The organism is Vibrio sp. 10N.247.311.49 (assembly GCF_041467655.1).
Taxonomy (GTDB): domain Bacteria; phylum Pseudomonadota; class Gammaproteobacteria; order Enterobacterales; family Vibrionaceae; genus Vibrio; species Vibrio crassostreae_C.
Genome location: NZ_JBFSVA010000001.1, coordinates 623,692 through 643,817, shown reverse-complemented (window position 1 = coordinate 643,817; position 20,126 = coordinate 623,692). Strand labels below are relative to the sequence as shown.

General features: G+C 44.6%; 18 protein-coding genes and 3 pseudogenes. 15 read left to right on the top strand and 6 right to left on the bottom strand.

Going from position 1 to position 20,126, the window contains the following annotated elements:
* The coding region (locus AB6E54_RS02805; RefSeq protein WP_372168736.1) for an aldo/keto reductase at positions 1 to 328 on the bottom strand (328 nt) is incomplete at its 3' end.
* A 132-nt stretch (positions 329 to 460) separates the two neighbouring features.
* Here AB6E54_RS02805 and AB6E54_RS02800 point away from each other — a divergent pair.
* Together AB6E54_RS02800 and AB6E54_RS02795 are read left to right on the top strand one after the other, a co-directional pair.
* Complete coding sequence (locus AB6E54_RS02800; RefSeq protein WP_102393873.1) at positions 461 to 1,345, top strand: LysR family transcriptional regulator; 885 nt, start codon at positions 461 to 463, stop codon at positions 1,343 to 1,345.
* Positions 1,346 to 1,652: 307 nt separating this feature from the next.
* Positions 1,653 to 1,874, top strand: a complete 222-nt coding sequence (locus AB6E54_RS02795; protein WP_017059142.1) for a hypothetical protein — start codon at positions 1,653 to 1,655, stop codon at positions 1,872 to 1,874.
* A gap of 128 nt (positions 1,875 to 2,002) precedes the next feature.
* Here AB6E54_RS02795 and AB6E54_RS02790 read toward each other — a convergent pair whose 3' ends face one another.
* Positions 2,003 to 2,524 (bottom strand): DUF2058 domain-containing protein, encoded by a 522-nt coding sequence (locus AB6E54_RS02790; protein WP_016786196.1) that lies wholly within the window; start codon positions 2,522 to 2,524, stop codon positions 2,003 to 2,005.
* Between the two features lie 415 nt (positions 2,525 to 2,939).
* Here AB6E54_RS02790 and AB6E54_RS02785 point away from each other — a divergent pair, with 415 nt between their 5' ends.
* Positions 2,940 to 4,274, top strand: a complete 1,335-nt coding sequence (locus tag AB6E54_RS02785) for a sphingomyelin phosphodiesterase (RefSeq protein ID WP_372106243.1) — start codon at positions 2,940 to 2,942, stop codon at positions 4,272 to 4,274.
* Between the two features lie 39 nt (positions 4,275 to 4,313).
* Positions 4,314 to 5,264 (top strand): chromosome partitioning protein ParA, encoded by a 951-nt coding sequence (locus AB6E54_RS02780; protein ID WP_372106303.1) that lies wholly within the window; start codon positions 4,314 to 4,316, stop codon positions 5,262 to 5,264.
* Between the two features lie 4 nt (positions 5,265 to 5,268).
* On the opposite strand, the gene AB6E54_RS02775 is transcribed toward AB6E54_RS02780, so the two are convergent.
* Positions 5,269 to 6,303: an AraC family transcriptional regulator gene (locus AB6E54_RS02775; protein WP_372102218.1), complete on the bottom strand. Its 1,035-nt coding sequence runs from the start codon at positions 6,301 to 6,303 to the stop codon at positions 5,269 to 5,271.
* Between the two features lie 169 nt (positions 6,304 to 6,472).
* Here AB6E54_RS02775 and AB6E54_RS02770 point away from each other — a divergent pair, with 169 nt between their 5' ends.
* From AB6E54_RS02770 to purT, 7 genes are all read left to right on the top strand, one after another.
* Complete coding sequence (locus AB6E54_RS02770) at positions 6,473 to 7,486, top strand: DUF2804 domain-containing protein (RefSeq protein ID WP_372168734.1); 1,014 nt, start codon at positions 6,473 to 6,475, stop codon at positions 7,484 to 7,486.
* 87 nt (positions 7,487 to 7,573) lie between these two features.
* Positions 7,574 to 8,422 carry a sterol desaturase family protein gene (locus AB6E54_RS02765; protein WP_017059137.1) on the top strand — a complete coding sequence of 283 codons (849 nt, stop codon included), beginning with the start codon at positions 7,574 to 7,576 and terminating at the stop codon, positions 8,420 to 8,422.
* 206 nt (positions 8,423 to 8,628) lie between these two features.
* Positions 8,629 to 10,053, top strand: a complete 1,425-nt coding sequence (sbcB, locus tag AB6E54_RS02760) for an exodeoxyribonuclease I (RefSeq protein WP_017059136.1) — start codon at positions 8,629 to 8,631, stop codon at positions 10,051 to 10,053.
* A 25-nt stretch (positions 10,054 to 10,078) separates the two neighbouring features.
* Positions 10,079 to 10,450: a CidA/LrgA family protein gene (locus tag AB6E54_RS02755; protein ID WP_372106241.1), complete on the top strand. Its 372-nt coding sequence runs from the start codon at positions 10,079 to 10,081 to the stop codon at positions 10,448 to 10,450.
* Positions 10,451 to 10,452: 2 nt separating this feature from the next.
* The gene (locus tag AB6E54_RS02750) at positions 10,453 to 11,130 is read left to right on the top strand and encodes an LrgB family protein (protein WP_004734865.1); all 678 of its coding nucleotides are present in this window, start codon (positions 10,453 to 10,455) and stop codon (positions 11,128 to 11,130) included.
* Between the two features lie 286 nt (positions 11,131 to 11,416).
* Positions 11,417 to 12,304 (top strand): cytidine deaminase, encoded by an 888-nt coding sequence (cdd, locus tag AB6E54_RS02745; protein WP_017059133.1) that lies wholly within the window; start codon positions 11,417 to 11,419, stop codon positions 12,302 to 12,304.
* A 167-nt stretch (positions 12,305 to 12,471) separates the two neighbouring features.
* Complete coding sequence (purT, locus tag AB6E54_RS02740; protein ID WP_017070928.1) at positions 12,472 to 13,647, top strand: formate-dependent phosphoribosylglycinamide formyltransferase; 1,176 nt, start codon at positions 12,472 to 12,474, stop codon at positions 13,645 to 13,647.
* A gap of 114 nt (positions 13,648 to 13,761) precedes the next feature.
* On the opposite strand, the gene AB6E54_RS02735 is transcribed toward purT, so the two are convergent.
* A complete protein-coding gene (locus AB6E54_RS02735; protein WP_102427802.1) occupies positions 13,762 to 14,415 on the bottom strand; it encodes a thiopurine S-methyltransferase in 654 nt (217 codons plus the stop codon).
* 324 nt (positions 14,416 to 14,739) lie between these two features.
* Here AB6E54_RS02735 and AB6E54_RS02730 point away from each other — a divergent pair, with 324 nt between their 5' ends.
* Both AB6E54_RS02730 and AB6E54_RS02725 read left to right on the top strand, forming a co-directional pair.
* Positions 14,740 to 15,516: a RelA/SpoT domain-containing protein gene (locus AB6E54_RS02730; RefSeq protein WP_017059130.1), complete on the top strand. Its 777-nt coding sequence runs from the start codon at positions 14,740 to 14,742 to the stop codon at positions 15,514 to 15,516.
* 193 nt (positions 15,517 to 15,709) lie between these two features.
* Complete coding sequence (locus AB6E54_RS02725) at positions 15,710 to 16,705, top strand: ABC transporter substrate-binding protein (RefSeq protein ID WP_102427801.1); 996 nt, start codon at positions 15,710 to 15,712, stop codon at positions 16,703 to 16,705.
* Between the two features lie 172 nt (positions 16,706 to 16,877).
* On the opposite strand, the gene ihfA is transcribed toward AB6E54_RS02725, so the two are convergent.
* Positions 16,878 to 17,174, bottom strand: a complete 297-nt coding sequence (gene ihfA / locus AB6E54_RS02720; protein WP_004734853.1) for an integration host factor subunit alpha — start codon at positions 17,172 to 17,174, stop codon at positions 16,878 to 16,880.
* A gap of 448 nt (positions 17,175 to 17,622) precedes the next feature.
* Between ihfA and AB6E54_RS02715 the strand changes: the two are divergent.
* A pseudogene (locus tag AB6E54_RS02715) lies at positions 17,623 to 17,760 on the top strand (GTP-binding protein); the annotation flags it as partial.
* A 117-nt stretch (positions 17,761 to 17,877) separates the two neighbouring features.
* Here the strand turns inward: AB6E54_RS02715 and AB6E54_RS02710 are convergent.
* Positions 17,878 to 18,609: pseudogene (locus AB6E54_RS02710) on the bottom strand (DMT family transporter); the annotation flags it as partial.
* On the opposite strand from AB6E54_RS02710, the pseudogene AB6E54_RS02705 reads away from it, so the two are divergent.
* A pseudogene (locus AB6E54_RS02705) lies at positions 18,600 to 19,886 on the top strand (PLP-dependent aminotransferase family protein); the annotation flags it as partial. The pseudogenes AB6E54_RS02710 and AB6E54_RS02705 sit on opposite strands and share 10 nt — an antisense overlap.
* Positions 19,887 to 20,126: the final 240 nt, after the last annotated feature.

Sequence of the window (20,126 nt, the reverse complement as noted above, 5' to 3'; positions counted from 1 at the left end):
CGCCTTCAAAACGAATCCCACACTTAGATTGAATGAACATCTGTTCACGCAGATCAGGCGCTTGTTGTAATGCTTGACCAAAGGCTTGCTCAGCTTTGCTGAAGGTATAGATATCCGCATGGTCGAATAAGTTAATGCCCGATTCTAGTGCGGTGCCGATTACGCTTCGTGTTTGAGCAACATCCGCACTCGTCACTGGATTATCATTCCAGCCACCACCTAACCCCATGCAGCCATAGGCAATTTGCCCAACATTCGGTAGATAATTTGATAATGGGATACGTTTTTTGTCATTCGTTTTGTTTGTAGATTCAGTGCTGTTCGTCATATCGATTCTCGCTTAGAAGATTTGCTGACCAGAAATATGCCTCTATCATATTGTTCTTTTTAAAAAACAGAATATGCTAGTTACGAAATGATTGTTTGATATGACGAACAATAGATTGGTAGGAACGCGCGAATGAACGAACACAAAAGAATAGAACGACTGATCCTGTTTGTAGAACTTGCTCAGCAACTCAACTTTACCAAGGCAGCCGAAAAGCTCGGTATCTCTAAGAGCTACCTTTCTGAACAGATCAAACGTTTAGAGAACGATTTACAGTGCCCGCTTTTGGTCAGAACCACTCGCAGTGTTCGTTTAACCCAAGAAGGCGAACGCGCGTTACAACAAGGCTTAACGATTCGCTCGCAAGTCTTACAGCTTGAACGCAGTGTTTCTGAGCAACACGACATCGTCAAAGGCCTATTACGCCTCACTGCGCCAAAGATGTTTACTGAGGTATATCTATTCGATATCTGCCAACAGTTTAGGCAGCAATACCCTGAGATTCGTTTCGAGATAAACAGTAGCTACACCAACTTTAATCTCAATCAAGATGATATCGATATCGCGTTTCGTGCCACCAATACGCCACCTGACAACATGGTGGCGAAACACTTGATTAGCTATCAACATGATTTAGTCGCGACTCCCGGTTATCTTAACCAATTTGGTCGCCCTACCAATGTGAGTGACTTAAGTGATCATCAATGCTTAGCAACTCTGCACCAAACCGAGTGGCCTTTAAAATCGGTAAATATTGATGTGTCCGGCTGGCTTTCAAGTAATGACAACCACCTGCTTAAGCAACAAGCTATGGCAGGCAGTGGCATCATCCGTATTGCAAGTTACTACGTTGCGAAAGAGGTCGAACTGGGAGAATTAGAGCGAGTGCTGCCTGATGAATGTCTGCAACAAGGCAACAGTATTTATCTGTTCTATCCGCAAGTTATTTATCCGGCAAAGAAACACCAAGTGTTCGTTAAATTTGTTCAGAATTACTTTGAAAGCTTAAGTCGATAAAATGATGCACAGCTCACTAGGGCTTGTTGGTTTCATCTGGCCAACATATTCGTCGTAGCGAGCTCTACTTCAACCTCTTCGGCTGAATGTGATACCAGTGAAAGTCGACTATATGGCCGATCTACTTTCAAGCCTACTCGTCCTAGTTCTTTTATTTTTTCTTGCTCTTACATTTACATTAATACCTAAACATTCACTCTACGAATCGTTTTTTATTGACTTAAAAATGAAATCATAACGACACACTAATTTGCGTAACTTAGGGTGCAAATAGGCAATCATATTACAGTGCCTATCAGGAGGATGTATGAAACCAAATCGATCTACGGTACTCACTGGACATGTAAAACACTGCCCATGCTGCTCTACCGAACTGGTCATCAAAGACCACATTCACGTTTGCCCGCGCAATGAAATTGGCGACTGTTACTTCGATGGCTATGACCAACACGAACAGCGCGCTAATACCGATTTTATCGATCATGCAAGTGCCAATGATAGCCTTGTTTACGGCATGTCAGAACACTAAGCTTTATTCAAGATTTGTTGAAGTCATTTCGCGCCAAAAAAAATGCAGCGCCAATCGAGTGATTGTTCGCTGCATTCTTAGATCCTGTAAACTTAGCTAACCATTAAAATGGAGCTAGGTAAAACGGATTACCACATTAGATCATCTGGGATCACGAAGTCTTTGTACGGGTCATCTTCGTCTACTTCGTCTGTGCTACCTGCCTGCGTATCAACGATAGATTCTTCGTCACGCATCGCGATCTTGTTCGCTACCGCAGTAGGAATAACAACATAGCTTTCGCCTTGACGCGCGATACTTAGAATGCCTTTACTTAGTTGCTTTTGAGTCAGATCTTCTACGTAAAGGTATTTAACTAGCGTACCGTCGGTGAAGTTGTATTTGATCTCACCGTTCTTCTGTTCGATCTTGTTCATCTCAATCAGTTGCTTCACTTGAGCTTTAATTTCTTTGCTCAACTGTTGTTCTTTCAACTGTTGGTTTAGCTCTTTGTCTTTCGCTTGCTGCGCCAGTTTAGTTTCTTCAGCTGCCGCTTTTGCTTCACGAGACTGAACGCGAGACTTTTTAGAGCCTTTCTTCGCCTTCTTTAATTTTTTCTCATTTACCAAGCCAGCTTTAAGCATCTGCTCTTGGAGTGTTAACTTTGCCATGACTTTCCCAGTTCAGGATTAAAAACGGCACTATCATACCTGTTTTTGAGGTTTCTGTTTACTGAACAAGAGTAAATTACAGAACAATCGCAAAATTTATGCTGATAGCTCTAAGCTGTGTCCATATTCCCTTCTTGTTGCTCACAACCTCCACTTTACCGCGACACACAGTTTTCACTTAAGCACGCCAATATTGGCTGTTCCACCGACTCGAAAGCATTAACTGACCCTATTATTCGCGCGCGTACCACTTATCATTCCGATAAGACAATATGTTAATTTTCAATGGTTAATCAATTTTATAAAACCTTGGCATATATCTCATATTTGAATAAATGCCATAGAGTTATAACTCCAATGTCATAACTCTTGACTACGTTATTCTAGACATCAATCAATAAGGATAACGTAAACGATGAAAACTCAATGGACTTGGTTAGCTGCACTTGTGGCATCCACATCAATCGCTTCGACCTCTGCGATCGCAGACACCGACGTGTATCTCACCAATAACACCAATCAAGTGATGACCATTCAAGCCAACCACACTGGTACCGACCTGCTTCAACTCGGTGATGAGTGGCAACAGCATGTTGAACAGATTGGTCCTTGGGAGACGAAGAAGCTGATAAGTTTCAACCGCTGGACTGGTGTGAAATCTGGGAAGACCTATGAGTTTGACACTGTGGTATCAAACGCTGTGGGCGAAAGTGTCACGCTCAACCAAACCATGAAGGGACATTGGTATAACTCGACACTGCAACATGGTTTGAGTGCCGCAGACGTCAACCTAACATTGCATGACGATCGTAATATTCATCGCAGCACAACCGATGCGTTCGGGGTCAATGCAGAGCTAGCCCTCAAAGCCGATTCTACAGCGCGCTATGATGATATTTATTACACCATCACCCCACCAAAAGTGGATGAGCAACCAGAGCCGGATGCCAATACACTCAAGGTCATGACTTACAACATCTGGGCGCTGCCTGCCATCGCTTCACATATTGGTGATCGCTACGATCTTCTCCCTCAATACGTAAAAGGCTACGACGTGTTGGCGCTTCAAGAGGTGTTTGCCAACGGCAGAGATGAGTTCTTGCGTGAACTTGCGAAAGAGTATCCTTATCAAACTAAAATGCTCGATAAAGATGGGATTAACATATACGACGGTGGTGTGATCATTGTCAGCCGCTATCCTATCGTTAATGAAGCGCAGTATGTTTTCCCTGATTGCACGGGCACAGATTGCTTTGCTGATAAAGGTGTTAACTACGCGGAAGTTATCAAGAATGGTCAGGCTTACCATGTTTTCGGTACCCACACGGCATCATTCGATACGGACACCGCTCGTGATTACCGACAACGTCAATTCAAGCAGATGCGTCAGCTTGCTCAATCACTGGAAATACCAAACTCAGAAACGGTTATTTACAGCGGTGACTTCAACGTGAACAAGCTGAAGTTCCCAGACGACTACCAACAAATGTTCGCTAACCTGCAGGCTGATGAACCAACCTACTCTGGTTACACCGCGTCTACCTTTGACCCACGCATCAACAACTTTGCAGGCGAACCTATGTCTGGAGGGGAAAACGTCGAATACTTGGATTACGTAGTGGTGAGTTCGGAGTACGCACAAAAAACTCACAACAATAACCGCGTTGATGTTCCTCGTTCAACAAGCAGTGAGTTATGGAAACACTACAACCTTTCAGACCACTTCCCTGTTAGCGCCGTGATCAAGTAACTCGGTGAACCAATAATGCATCGAGTTATATTAATCCTAATGCTCGTCTTAACGGCGAGCATTATTTGCTATTCGTGGTCATCAAAAACGAACGAAACAGCGCTATCTTCTGCTCAACACACAGAACCTAAGCCGCGTGTTTCTACGACAACTAATGACGATAATTCCACGCCTACTGCAACCGCTAGTTCGGAAAACTCCGCATCGCACAGCAATCAAGCCCAAGCCGGAGCACTGGACGGTAAAATTCTTGCTGAAAACTTGAGTGAGCTTGAAGGCAAGGCTTTGTTCGATGAACTCGATGGGTTCTGGAAGCTTTGCCAACAACGCGATGACTGCGCAGAGCAACTCGCACGATTGAAATCAGAATTGCCGGGCATATGGTTTGAGTTACTGAGCGACTATCCGCAGCTATCGGCTGACTGGCAATTAACACAAAGCACTATCCCACTTGAATCCATAGAGACTCTTGAAGATCGTGTAGCCTTATTCAAGCAATCTGCACAGCAAGTATGGGGAGAGTTGGCCCACCAGCTATTCGCTGACCAGTTTGCTCATCTGGATTTTACGCTTGACGCCAACACCCTTGAAGAGAACGAAGCGAGCCAGTTTTTGGCCAACTATCAAGATTTGCTTAGTGAATGGCAAAACAATACGGGCACGTTAAACGCCGAAACACAGCTTCAAAAATATGAACTGGCAGTATCTTTGATACCCAGCAGCTATAGCCCTGCTGAAGTAGCATCAGTCAAAGCCGACCTTCAAGATGCCTACTTAGATGAAGCGCAGGCCAGCAACATTGCCGCGCGAGAACAACAAGTCGCACAACAGCAACAAACCGTGATGAGTTATCACGTGCAACTGGATCAGCTCAAAGCGACCTTAGGCTCTCAACGTTCATCAAGTTATGCCACTTGGACTCAACAAGATTGGGACAGTTACTATCAGCAGCAAGTCACCGATTTCAGAGAACAGTTCTTTAGCAAGTAACGCCTTAACTTAAACCATCACGAAACTGAGCGGGCGTTTTATTGAGCCAACCTTTAAACGCCCTTCTGAAATTTGCAGGGTCGCTATAACCGAGCCTTTCACCGATGTCATCAATGCTCATGGTTGTGCCGAGTAATAGCTCTTTGGCCAGCTCCACTCGAACTTCGGTAAGCAATATTTGGTAACTGGATTCATGGGTCACTAGCTCTCGCCTGAGTGTACGAGAGCTACAACCAAACTCATCCGCGAGTTGTTCAATATTCGGGAAACTACCTGCGGTTTGATAAAAGATCGTTTTGATCTGATTAGTCAGCAGATGCTCAGAGTCCAACGTTTCGACTATCGACTGGCAAGACGCAAGATAGCGCTTCAGTGTCGCGGCATCATGAGTCAATAAGGTCTGTGATAAAACCGAGGCATCAAAACGCAATTCACAATGGCTCTGCTCAAAAACTACAGGGCACTGGAAACGGTCGTCATAGAGCTTAGCGTAATTGGGACGAGCATAAGGCAAAGCCAAAGTGTGAATATCCAGCTCATGACCAGTCAGTTCTTTGAACAAAGAGACGATGGAACTTAAGAAATACTCACTGCAGAAAGGGAGCAGATCGCCCACTTCCAAGGTGTTCTCAATCTGAATCACTGCATGCTCGGAATCTAGAAACAATTTAACCGAGAAAATAGGACCGTTCAGGCGCAGATATTTAAAGCCCGACTTGATGGCCTCCCCGACATTTTGACTGGTCGATAGCGCATAACCCAACACACCAAAGTGGCTCAAGCTAGCGTGTTCCCCCAGCCAAAGCCCTAAGCCATCGTGAGGAAAGCTCTGATTCGCCACGCTAAATAACGCAAGTTTATCAGCGTAAGTCAGCTTTCCATTCGGGTCTCGCCAATCCATGTTCGGCAAACCCACATCATTGAGTAGCCTTTCAATATCGAGACCTCGTTGCTCTAACGTATTCAACAGCAGCGCGATATCTAATGTACCCAACTGATGCCGATGTCCGGTCGGCTTATACTCCGCGATAATCTCCAATCGTCTCTCCTTATATCGAGCCCATTCCCATCAACATGACGACTCAGCTTCAACAACACTACTGACAAAATCGTGATTGGTAACGCGCTCTTGTCCGAATATGACCTCCCAATTCTACGCTACTCATCGCACAATGGCTTTAGTTGTTAAAATAATGTGAACCATCGCAATGATAAAAACCAACCCAGCCCCACACAGTTTGATTAATTCTAATGGTCAGCCGATCATTGGGCATTTCGATGGCATCCTTAAACACCTAAACATCGAGAACTTTGACTACCGAAACTCGATGGATTCAAAAGCAAACCCTTGGCAGAAGCACTTCCACTATAAGCAATTCCAGTTTGTCAGCATCGTCACCGACACACACATTATCGGCGTCGCTATCGCGGATATTCGCTACTTAAGCTCGGCATTTTGTTATCTGTACGACATAGAAAACAACCATCTGCAAGAGTCATCTTGGTTGAGGCTATTAGGGTTTGATAAGCATGTAACGCCTTCACCATTTGAAGGAAAGACAAGCATTGCAGATCAAAGCATTGCTTTCTATATCGAGGGCGGACAATGGCGAGTTCGCTTGAATACGAAATTCATCAAGGCCGATATTTCTTTAGAGCCTGAAACCGACAGCTTGCCCATGGCGATGTGCAGCCCAACGGGTTATTCAGGTTGGACTTACACCCAAAAGCACAATGCTTTGCGCATCAGCGGTGAAATCCAAATCAAGGGAGAATCACTCGTTCTCGAACAAGCTCGTTCCGGTTATGACTTTTCAGCGGGTTACATGAGACGTGAAACCAGTTGGCGCTGGGCAAGCATCAACACGCAATCCAATGGGACAGATATTGGCTTGAACCTCGCAGCAGGCGTCAATGAAACCGGAGGCTGCGAGAACGTTTTATGGATCAATGGAACTCGGCACTTACTTAACCCGGTACAGTTTGCGTTTAGTCGCCAAGACACCAATTTACCTTGGCAGATAACATCACAAGATGGACGTATAAACCTGACCTTTACGCCCTTAAATAATCGCAGCGAAAAGCTCAATTTATGGCTGTTAAAAAGTAACTTTCGTCAGTTCATTGGTCACTTTTCTGGCTCGATTGAAGACAACAATGGAGTGACACATCAACTCGATGGTGTTCTTGGCCTAACAGAAGATCACTTTGCTCGCTGGTAGCGAAATTTTGCTAACTGAATTTCAGGCGAGCAAGTCTAAGTAAACTTGATACTAAGAACGCGTATGGCGTCTCAACAAGGATAAAACATGAATATCGACGCATTAATCAATTACCCAGAATGGCTACTGCTGGTATTAGCGCCCTTGTTCGTGGTGTGCATGTTGGCTGAGTATTTTATCGGTCAGAAGCAAGGTCGACTGCCTGATAACTCCAGCTATAAGCTTTCAGAAGTGATGTGTAATTTCACGCTGGCGGGAATGCATCAACTCTCCGATTTGCTCACCGGGTTATTGGTCGTGCAGCTGTATCTCTGGATGTTTGGTTGGCGCTTAATGGACATTGAAATGGGCGTGCTGAGTTTTGTTGTATTGATGGTGTTGCAAGACTTTTGCTATTACTGGTTCCACAGAGCAAGCCATCGTGTTCGCTGGATGTGGGCAGCACACGTGGCACACCACAGTTCAGAAAGCATGAACTTCAGTACGGCTTTCCGTCAAAGCTTAATGTATCCACTTGCTGGGATGTGGCTTTTCTGGATACCGTTGGTCATCATAGGTTTTGCCCCTAAGTGGGTCATCTTTGTGGTGCTTCTCAATCTAGGTTTGCAGTTCTTCGTCCATACACAATGGATACGAAGCTTGGGGCCACTTGAATACATCTTTAATACCCCTTCGCATCATCGAGTACATCACGGCAAAAACCCGCAATACATTGATAAGAACTACGCCGGCGTTCTTATTATCTGGGATAAGTTATTTGGTACATTCGAACCTGAAGTTGAAACTGTACGTTATGGCGTCACCAAACCCGTGAACAGTTTTAATCCGATAGTGGTCACCTTTCAAGAATGGAAGGCCATATTCAAAGATTTGAAGAACCGAGAGTTAACCATGAAGCAGAAAGTCCAGTTGATACTCTCGCCTCCATCGGATTAAACGGACGATAGACAGATTGTATTAACTAAGAAACCGCCTCAATTGGTTTCAAAACCTTCCCCACTGACTCGATTGAATAGTAAAGCACCGTTTTCCGGCAATTTATTTGTGATCTGGGTTGCACGCGTACCGCATACTATCAGATACTGAACAAAACTAACCTTCAGCCACAGTAAACGTTCCGCGCTTGCTGTTCAGGAAATTCAATGAGTTCAGATAATCAGCCAACCTACTTCTTTTTCGATTACGAAACATGGGGCGTTAGCCCAGCAAAAGACCGTCCGAGTCAATTTGCGGGTGTTCGTACCGACCAAGATTTCAATGTTATTGGAGAGCCTCTGGTTATCTATTGCCAACCTCCCGCTGATTACCTCCCTGCGCCTGAAGCTGCACTGATCACCCGTATCACACCACAAAAAGCGGCTTCACAAGGTCTCCCTGAGCCAGAGTTTATCGCTAAGATCCATGCTGAGTTAGCGAAACCTAACACCACAAGCCTTGGCTACAACAGTATTCGATTTGATGATGAAGTAACGCGTTACACCTGTTACCGAAACTTCATCGACCCATATGCGTGGAGCTGGCAGAATGGCAACTCTCGTTGGGATTTATTAGATGTAATGCGCGCTGTTCACGCACTGCGTCCTGAAGGCATTGTTTGGCCAGAGAACGAAGAAGGTTACCCAAGCTTCAAACTGGAACACCTATCTGTGGCAAACGGCATTGAACACGAGAACGCGCACGATGCGATGGCCGATGTTATTGCGACCATCGAGTTAGCGAAGAAGCTGAAAGCTGCGCAACCTAAGATGTTCGATTACCTTTACAACATGCGTCATAAGCGTAAGCTGAATGATCTGGTTGATATCGTAAACATGACACCATTGATGCACGTTTCGGGCATGTTTGGCCGTGACTGCAACTACACAAGCTGGATTGTGCCTATGGCTTGGCACCCAACCAATCAAAATGCGGTTATCGTGGTTGATTTAGCCAAAGATCCAAGCCCACTGTTAGAACTGGACGCTGATGAACTCAGAGACAGACTCTACACCAAACGCAGTGAACTGGGTGAAGACGAGCTACCAGTACCAATCAAATTGGTTCAACTGAACAAGTGCCCTATTCTTGCTCCAGCCAAAACGCTAACGGCTGAAAATGCTGAAACCATCGGTATCGATCGCCAACAATGCCTGAAAAACTTGGCACTGCTGCGCGAACACCCAGAGATCCGCGAAAAACTGATCGGCCTGTATTCACAAGAGCGCGAGTACGAAAAGAGTGATGATGTTGATACACACCTTTACGACGGTTTCTTTTCACCTGCTGATAAAACAGCGATGAACATCATTCGCGAAACTGACCCGAACAACTTGGCGGCTTTGGATATCACCTTCAGTGACGAACGAATTAAACCGTTACTGTTCCGTTACCGTGCGCGTAACTTCCCATGGACGCTCGACGAAGCTGAGCAATTGAAATGGGCGAACCATTGTCGTGAGTTTTATGAGTGCCGTTTAGAAGAGTACATGCTCAACCTTGAAAACCTCGCGCACGAACATGAAAGCGACGAGAAGAAAATGGCTATCTTGAAGGCGGTTTATCAATACGTAGAAAAGTTAGCTAGCTAATTCCACTATCAAGAGACGTAACACTTTGAAAGAAAGATTGATCCAACTGGTTTACTGCTTAATCTCCTTCACCTTAATCATAGGTGCTCTTACAGCAGGTAACGCGTTACAGCACTTTTTGGATACCTCAATCCCAGGCAGTATTTTTGGCATGTTGATTCTGTTTGCCGCCATGGTGATTGGTATTGTTCCTTCGCACTGGGTACAACCCGGTGCAAGCTTGATTATCCGGCTAATGATCTTACTGTTTGTTCCGATCAGTGTTGGGTTGATGGATCACTTCGACATGCTCATCGCGAACGCATTGCCAATTATGGCGAGCGCCGTTGGTGGCACGTTACTGGTGTTGGTGTCCTTATCATGGTTCTTAGACCGCATGCTATCGAGAGGTAACTGATCATGTGGATTCTACTCACCATCGTGGTATTCCTGTTTGCTCGCTGGGTAAGTCAAAAAGTAAACTCGCCGCTGTGTAATCCCCTGCTGATCAGCATTGGTATCATCATTCCGATACTCACGTTCTTCAAAGTACCGTTTGAGACTTACTATGCAGACAACACATGGATTACCTACATGCTGCAGCCTGCGGTTGTTGCCCTTGCTTACCCGCTTTACGAACAGTTACCTCAAATTAGAGCCAACTGGCGCATCATCACCTTTGCTTGCACGCTAGGCAGTGTGATGTCGATGACAACGACAGCATTAATCGCAGTGGCTTTTAAAGCTGACTTAACTTTGATTGCGAGTTTATTAGGTAAGTCAGTCACCACACCAATTGCGATGGAAGTATCGAGCCATTTAGGTGGTGAAGCAGCGATTGCGGCAATACTGGTATTGATTGTTGGTCTATTTGGGGCAATTTTTGCTTATCCAATCTACAATCTCATTGGTATTAAGAGCCCTATTGCCCGAGGTTTAACCATGGGTACCGTGTCTCACGCTTTAGGTACGGCAACTTGTGCTGAAAAGAATCAGGAAGACGCAGCATTCAGTTCTTTGGCTCTTGTGCTTTGTGGCGTCATTACCTCAATCATCGCACCGAGTATATTTTCGCTCGTGGTTTGGTTCTATTCTTAACCTAAACGATCACTACGCGATTCAGCCCAACCAGAATGCTGTTTATTACAGTGTCTGTTTGGGCTTTTTATTCGCAATTATTTAGCAATAGCAGTCAAGTCACGGTCTTTTACGAGCAATAAGTGCGATATCAGCTGTATAAATGGCGCTTGTAATCGATTTCAAGTGTGACCTCACTCTAATTATGCAAACCAATGTAACAACAACAATTCAATAGTGATATTTATCACAGAAAATTCCTGAGCATTGCATAAACTTAAAGCCTAAGGTCAATTAAGGATTCAACATGAACAGTCGTATTACCCTGGCGCTGGAAAGTGCTCCATCATCAATGAAAGCGCTTTTGAGTGACATCGTATTAGCAGACAACTTTGACGCGACATTGTCTCCAGAACAATTTGCTAGCCTACTGCAAGCAAGTGGTCTAGCGGATGACGAACTACGTATTGCGCTACTTCCTTTTGCCGCAGCGTATTCTTACGCTCCGTTATCTGACTTTTATGTTGGTGCAATCGTACGTGGTTTGTCTGGTACTCTGTATTTTGGTGCAAACCTTGAAATCGCTGGTGCTCAACTTGGTCAAACCGTTCACGCTGAGCAATCTGCAATCAGCCACGCTTGGATGAAAGGCGAACTCGGTATCTCAGATATCACCATCAACTTCAGTCCTTGTGGTCACTGTCGTCAATTCATGAACGAACTGACAACAGCAAAAGAACTTAAAGTTCAGCTTCCACAACGTGATGAAATGTCTCTGCAAGAGTACTTACCAGACTCGTTCGGCCCTGCTGATTTAGGTGTGACAACTGGCCTAATGACAAAGCTTGATCATAAGTACACGACCGAAGAAACAACGCCTATTGTTGTAGAAGCGCTAGCAGCACTAAACCGCAGCCATGCTCCTTACACCAAAAACCTAAGTGGTGTTTCACTACAACTGACGTCAGGTGAAATTTTTACGGGAGCTTACGCTGAAAATGCAGCGTTCAACCCGAGCCTACCACCTCTGCAAGTCGCGTTAATTCAACTTAAACTGGCTGGCTTCGATTTCGAACAAATTGAAAGTGCTGCTTTGGTTGAAATCGCAGAAGGTAGCATCAGTCACCTAGCGGATACGCAATCTACATTAGAAGCGATTAATCCCGACATTCCAGTGACTTACTTAGCAATCTAAGTACATCTGATTAACAAAAATTTAAATAAGCAGCCCTATTTAACAGGGCTGCTTTTTTTATGCCTGTAATTAAAGCAACAACTTGCGCAAACGTTTGCTTTTGTCATTGAAATAAGTATGATCACCCCGTTTTCAATCAATCGTTCAAAAGATCGGAAGGAATTTCTATGTTTGGTACTGCTACTCGTGAAAATGCTACTCGTGTACTTCTATTAGGTTCGGGTGAACTCGGAAAAGAAGTTGCCATCGAGTGCCAACGTTTAGGTTTAGAAGTTATTGCTTGTGACCGTTATGCAGACGCACCAGCAATGCAAGTTGCGCACCGTAGCCATGTATTAGACATGTTAGATGGTGATGCGCTACAAGCTATCATTGAGCTAGAAAAACCAGATTATGTGGTTCCTGAAATTGAAGCTATTGCCACTAGCAAGTTAGTTGAGCTTGAAGCACAAGGCTTGAATGTCGTTCCAACGGCTAATGCAACCAAGCTAACGATGAACCGTGAAGGCATTCGTCGTTTAGCCGCTGAAGAGTTAAAACTAAGCACTTCGCCTTACCGCTTTGCAGACACTTTTGAAGATTTCGCCGCTGCTGTTGAGTTCGTAGGTATGCCTTGCGTTGTTAAGCCGGTAATGAGTTCTTCAGGCAAAGGCCAAAGCGTTATCAAAACCGAAGAAGATATCCAGAAATCTTGGGACTACGCACAAGAAGGTGGCCGTACTGGCGCGGGTCGTGTAATCGTTGAAGGCTTCATCGACTTTGATTACGAAATCACGCTTCTAACCGTTCGTGCTGTCGACGGTGTTCACTTCTGTGCACCTATCGGTCACCGTCAAGAAGACGGTGATTACCGTGAATCATGGCAGCCACAGGTCATGTCTGACAACGCACTTAAAGCGGCGCAATACACGGCAGAGCAAGTGGTTAACGCATTAGGCGGTCACGGCATCTTTGGTGTTGAACTGTTCGTTAAAGGCGACCACGTGATCTTCAATGAAGTCTCCCCTCGCCCACATGATACTGGCTTGGTTACTCTGATGTCTCAAGACTCATCGGAATTCGCACTGCACGTACGAGCCTTTACGGGTATGCCGATCAAATCCATCACGCAATACGGCCCTTGTGCATCAGCGGTTATTCTAGGCCAAGGCACTTCAACTAACATTCGTTTTGAAGGTCTTACAGAGGCGCTAGACGCACCACAAACACAAGTTCGCTTGTTTGGTAAGCCTGATATCGATGGTCGCCGTCGTCTTGGTGTGGCGCTTACTCGTCGCAACAGCACTGAGACAGCGATTGAAGATGCAATTGAGAGCGCGTCAAAAGTAAAAGTGATTTACTAACCTGCTATTCAATTCTGAACAATCACGAGTTCAAATCTGAACAATAAAAAAGACGGGCTATCGAGCCCGTCTTTTTGTTGGTGTTATCTGTTGGCTTAACTAAGCAGACTGAACTTAAGCGTCTGACTCAATCAAATACACTTCTTCACAGAAGCGAGACAAACCTTTCTTAGCAATCTTCGGATGTTCATCGTCTGCGATGTCCTGATTCAACAATGTGATCTTATAACCTGCGAACAACTGATCGATTTCTAGCTTAGGCACGCTAAACGGAGGCCCAGCCATTTCGTTTTGGTCGTAATCCAGTGTTACCAAAAGAATCTTACCACCCGGTTTCAGTAGTTGTTTCAAACGCTCGACATACTGCACTCGCATCTCTTCAGGCAATGCCACTAAAGAAGCTCGGTCATAAATAATGTCAACAGGCTGAATAGGCGCTGTGAAGTAGTCTCCCGTGTAAACACTCAATTCATCGAATTGGTAAAGCTCATGCTGACCACTGATTTGAGTCACCGTCGGCGTGTAAAAATGCTCTGAGAAAAATGCGCGTACCGCGATTTGGCTAAGCTCAACCCCTTGAACCTCTTCATGCTTAGACGCTAACCAAATCAGATCTTCGCTTTTGCCACAAAGTGGTACAAACACACTCTTCTCGTAGCTAGGCTCAGTCTTTTCCCAAAATTTAATCAGAAGTGGGTTTACATCTTCGAGGTGGAAACCAATTTGGTTGGCTGCCCATTTATTGTGCCAAAATTCAGGATTATTCATCTTTCGTTCATGTTAAACAGTCATAATGCAAGGGTACAGTATAGAGAGGTAAGAGCAACCTTAGCTTGGTTTAAAGTACCAAATTGGTTTCGATAAAGTCAGAAACTGGCTAAGTTCAAAGTTCTGATAATTGCGGAACTAACGGTTGGATTATTTGTCTATATCTTCACATTTTAAAGCAATATTAAACGTTAGAGTTGGTTTCTGTCTTAGCTAGCCCCATTTAATATGTAGTGAGTTTAGTTAAGCTGTTTTTACTCTTGTGCGTTACTGGTTACCCCTTTTGACTACCCGTTTTTTGTAACCTTGTATTTTGGAGTTTGAATGAGTGTATTTCTCCGTACGACGGCCCTAATGCTTTTGGTATTGAGCCGAGCGCCTGCATTCGCAGCAGCACCTGTTTCAACAAGTTCAACAGATCAAACGCGCACTCCTGCGCAAAACCAAGTATCTTCAAACGTATTCCGTCATAGTTTGAGCGGCCTTTACGGCATCAAAGCCTTCGACTCACGCCCGACTCAGCCTTACACCGACTTCGATATTCTGTACAGCAAAGCGCATCAAGGCCAAGCTGAACTAGAGACTATCTGTAAAAGTACTGCCCTACTAACCAATTCTGAAGCGCTATTTGCTGGCGTTAAATCTCAAGCTCGTGCAGAAGAAAAAATCGCCCTTGAGCTTGATGGTGATGTGACAAAAATTACCGACTTAGCCCGTGCAACTATCATCGCGAACGATGTAGAGAGCTTGGTTGAAGTTTACGAAGCGCTAAGCCGTGAAGCAGACGTTGTAAAGCTGAAAAACAAGTTTAAATCACCAGCTGACTCTGGTTACCGTGACCTTAACTTGTTGGTTCGTTTGCCTAAAACCAACATCATTGCAGAGGTTCAACTTCACTTAAAAGCGATTGCTGATGTGAAAAGTGGCCCTGAGCACGAGCTGTACGAAATTATCCAAGGCATTGAGCGTCACGCAATTGCGGAACATCGCCCAATCAACGATATCGAAGCGGCACAAATCAATAGCCTACGACGCCAATCTTTAGAGCTTTACCAACAAGCATGGCAACCGTACATTACAACGCACATTAAAGCGGCTTAACACATAGATAGGCTATTCCAATAAACATCACAAGGGCTGCACTCGCAGCCCTTTTTAGTACTTGTTGAGTAGCCTCTCCACTTCCTATCCCAAATAATCAGATCGTTTAAATTTAGATCTCAGTCTCTTTTCTCCGTCGAACATTTCTGTTTCTATAGCGAATAAGCTTCTGACAAGAAAAGGAATTACGTCAATGCAGAATAACAAATCCATGCTTTCCATCGCGCTACTTGCTGCGTTTTCTGTACACGCTAGTGCTGACGAATGCGGAAAGATCACCATTGCAGACATGAACTGGAACTCGGCGAGCCTTATTGCTCATGTCGACCAATTCATTTTGAATAACGGCTACGGCTGTGAAGCGGACTTAATCCCCGGTGATAGCGTCCCTACGGGCACGTCAATGATTGAAAAAGGTCAACCTGATGTTGCGCCAGAGCTTTGGACTAATGGCATCAAAGAAGCGTTGGATAAGGGTGTTGCGGATAAGCGTCTACGTTACGCGGGCAAGTCTTTGGTCAACGGCGGTGAAGAAGGTTTCTGGGTACCAAACTACCTTGTTGAACAGTACCCAGAGCTTACAACCATTGAAGGTGTGATTAAAAACGCAAAGCTGTTTGAACACCCAGAAGATGATGAGAAGTTTGCGTTTTATAGCTGCCCTGCGGGTTGGACTTGTCAGATTACCTCCGGTCACCTGTTCGATGCGCTTAAGTTAGAAGATCACAATTTTGAAATGGTTGATCCCGGCTCAGGCGCCGCTTTAGCAGGTACGATAGCGAAAGCTTACGAACGCAAAAAAGCATGGTTTGGATATTACTGGTCGCCTACGCCTGTGCTAGGTAAGTATGAAATGGTGAAGGTTGATTTCGGAAGTGGTACTGACATTGAGGAATTCCGTAACTGTACGACACAACCTGATTGTGAATCTCCTAAAGTGACCATGTATCCACCAGCACCGGTTCACACAATCACCACAGAAGCCTTTGCTAATAACGAACCTCTTGCCTACCAATACTTTGAAAAGCGTGGTTTTACCAATAAACAAATGAGTGAGTTGCTGGCCTGGATGGAAGACAACCAAGCCGACGCCGAAGAAGCCATGTATTACTTTCTAGAAAGCTCACCACAGGTATGGAAGCCTTGGGTGTCTGAAGACATCGCAAGTAAGGTTCAACAAGCCCTTTAGAGTGAAGATTCAAAGTCAGAGGCCTAGCCTCTGTTTTCGCATCTAAAGCAAGTTCTTACCGGACAGTAAATAGATGGAGTTTGAGAAAGGTTACTAAAAATTAAAGAAATGCGTTTAGCTTAAACTCTATGCAGATACAAAAAGACCACGCTAGGCGTGGTCTATTGCTTGGCTACTTCTCGATTTTAATATTTTCGACACGGGCCTTTAGTTTTTGTCCCGGTCTAAAAGTAACAACACGTCGAGCAGAAATTGGAATGTCTTCACCAGTTTTCGGGTTACGACCAGGTCGCTCGTTTTTCTCGCGAAGATCAAAATTACCAAAACCAGACAGTTTTACCTGTTCGCCATTTTCGAGCGCTTTACGAACTTCTTCGAAAAACACTTCCACCGTTTCCTTGGCATCCCGCTTGCTGTATCCGAGTGTCTCAAACAGGTTCTCAGCCAAATCGGCCTTCGTGAGTGCCATAAAACTTTCCTCAAAGCTATGTTAAACATTGCTACCATCGCCAGTAGCGCCAAAGCATTTACCCTATTCAATCAATGAGATAAGGTCATTTACAAGGAAAGTGTATGCCAAGCTTCTGATTTTCGCCAACTTTTTTATCTTAACTATTTAATTATTCTTTCAAATCAGAAAGATAACTCGCTTCAAATTTCACATATATAGCTAAAAACCATCTACTCAACAGTAACGAAATGGAGTTATATTCCATACAAACAACCATTAATAGAATTTAAAACTTTAGCGAACTAAATAATAATTTTTGAGACTTTTTCCGATACCCAATAAAATCAGCCACTTGATTTGATATGGGACTCAACAAAGGTTACTAAATAAGCGTTATTAAATATAAGATTTGTATCATTTCTGAATTTAATTCGAATTCACTTATAAAAGCCTATGTTCTTTTGAGGTTTTCGGTTACAACTTAACAGAGGATGGCTTGACGGAATCAGAACTCGATGAGTGTATCGAAATCAGAATAGAAATGATCGGTCTAGAAATAGAATATGATCTTGAGAGCCAGTTACTTGCGTGTATGGTTAGTTGATTGCTTAGTAAGTTGGTTATTTAAATAACTTCACTTCTTCGACATAGAATAAGACCTCACAAGTGCGAGGTCTTATTTGTCATTCAAAGCTGCTCATGCAATATCAGCTTTCTTCAATCATTTTTGTTCAGCAAGTGTTTGTGTCGCTTTGGTATTCGTTACATTCGCAGGTTTCACAATCAAACCAATCCCGACAAGAAACAGTATTGATGCAACAACCTGAGCCACAGACAGCACCTCATCATACATAAAGTAACCGCTAATCAATGCGAAGATAGGCACTAACAAGGTTAACGGCGCGGTCGTACTTAACGGGTATTGGATTAGCAGCTTATTCCATACCCAATAACCAAATAGCGTGGTTGGGTAAGCTTGAAACAGCACCGCAATCGTCGTGTTCCAATCCCATTGTTCGATGCCCTGCCAGATTATTTGGTCACCGTGTAACATCACGGCAAATAACACTAATGGCACTGGAGCAAACAGCATCCCCCAGACATTGAACGCAAAAGCTTGAGTGGTTTTCGATGCCTTAACAATCACGCCCATCAAGGTCCAACTGCACGCCGCAATCATAATCAAGATCACGCCATTAACGGTGACATTACCCGTAGCTGCAGATACCAATACCGCCAATGCACACATAGCTAGCATCGCACCCAATAATTTACGAATAGAAGCACTCTCCTTGAACAACCACACGCCAACCGCCATGCCGATTAATACGTTGGTTGAAAGCAAGACCGATGAAAGCCCAGACGATAAACCAGCAGTGATCGACCATGAAGCCATACCCCAGATACCCACACCGAACACAAAGCCATAACTGACTAAGTAGCGCCAAGCAACAGGCGATCAGCATGTCGACCGTGGTGAGCTGCTACCAAGAACTGGAATCACAAGGTTGGATTCATTCTCGACCGCAAGCGGGATATTTTGTTTCTCCTCATAAACCTGCTCACTCAACCCCAGAGTGGGCACAGTTTGAGAGTAAGATATCGAGTGTTAAGCAAACCTCTTCGACCCACAACTCAATCAATGGGCCTTCAGGGGTTTCGAGCACCACTAATGATGAGCAGTCGATCGTTGAACTGGAACGAAGTTTTCGTCGCGCTATTAGGCGTATGAGCAACAGGCTTAACCATTACCCAGATACACAAGGTGAGCCGATTTTACGACAGGCATTATCCACTCATTTTGCCAAGCTCGATGTGCACTTTTCACCTGAAGAGATGGTGATTACGGCTGGCTGTATGTCTGCGATTAAGGCCGCACTTGAATCTTGCACTAAAGAAGGCGACACCATTGCGATTAGCTCGCCATGTTTCAACGGTATTCTGGAATTGCTCGGACAAATGTCGCGAAAAATCATCGAGATCCCGTCTCTAGATGATGGTGTCGACTTGCAACAACTGGAAGCGCATTTGAAAAATAAACAAGTCGATGCCGCGATCTTTTCTACCTCTCATATGAACCCTCAAGGGATCAACATGTCAGCCACTCAAAAGCAGAAACTGGCTGAATTAGCGAATCACTATCGAGTGCCGATCATTGAAGATGATGTGTATCTGGAACTGTCCTACTCCTCACACACGCCGCTCCCCGCGAAATACTACGACAAAGGCGGTTTTGTCTTATGGTGTGGATCAGTATCGAAAAGTTTGTCACCGAGTTACCGTTTGGGATGGTGCTTGCCGGGCAGGTTTATCAACGAATACAAGGCTCAGTTCTCAGCTGCGAGCTACGGCGTTGCCCTGCCCACTCAGCTTGCGGTTGCTGACTTTATTGGATCTGGCCAATACGCTAAGCACGTGAGGAGAAGATGCACTCAGATCTTGTCTTTGCGCCAACAATACCTAAGTTATTTGGCTCAGCACCTTCCTCAAGATGTGAAGATAAGTAATCCACTAGGTGGCATGGTGCTTTGGCTGCAAATCCCAAGCTTGAACCAGTCAGCCTTTGCTCAGGGCATTACCGAGAAGAACATTGATATTAGGCTTGGACACCTGTTCAGCACTCTCGACCTTTACAGCAATTGCTTACGCATCAATATTGGGTATTCGTTAGAGGGTGGAGCCAAGCAGCAATTGGATGCCTTAATCGAGCTTATCCATATTCACAGCTAATAGCACGTAGCACGTAGCACGTAGCCTTTCAAAATCCGCTTTTTTAAATGCCTTCGAATGCCGAATTCTAATAGCCTTTTGTCATAAAAAAGAAGGCTATTATTCCTATCTTAATTCGGGTAAAGCCCCGAACCGTAAGGAAACCCACTCGCCTCAAAACCCTTAAATGCTGAGTTTGCAAGCACCCACAAAATTATGCAACTTGGCTAATGACACATCACTTTTTATCGTCAATATACA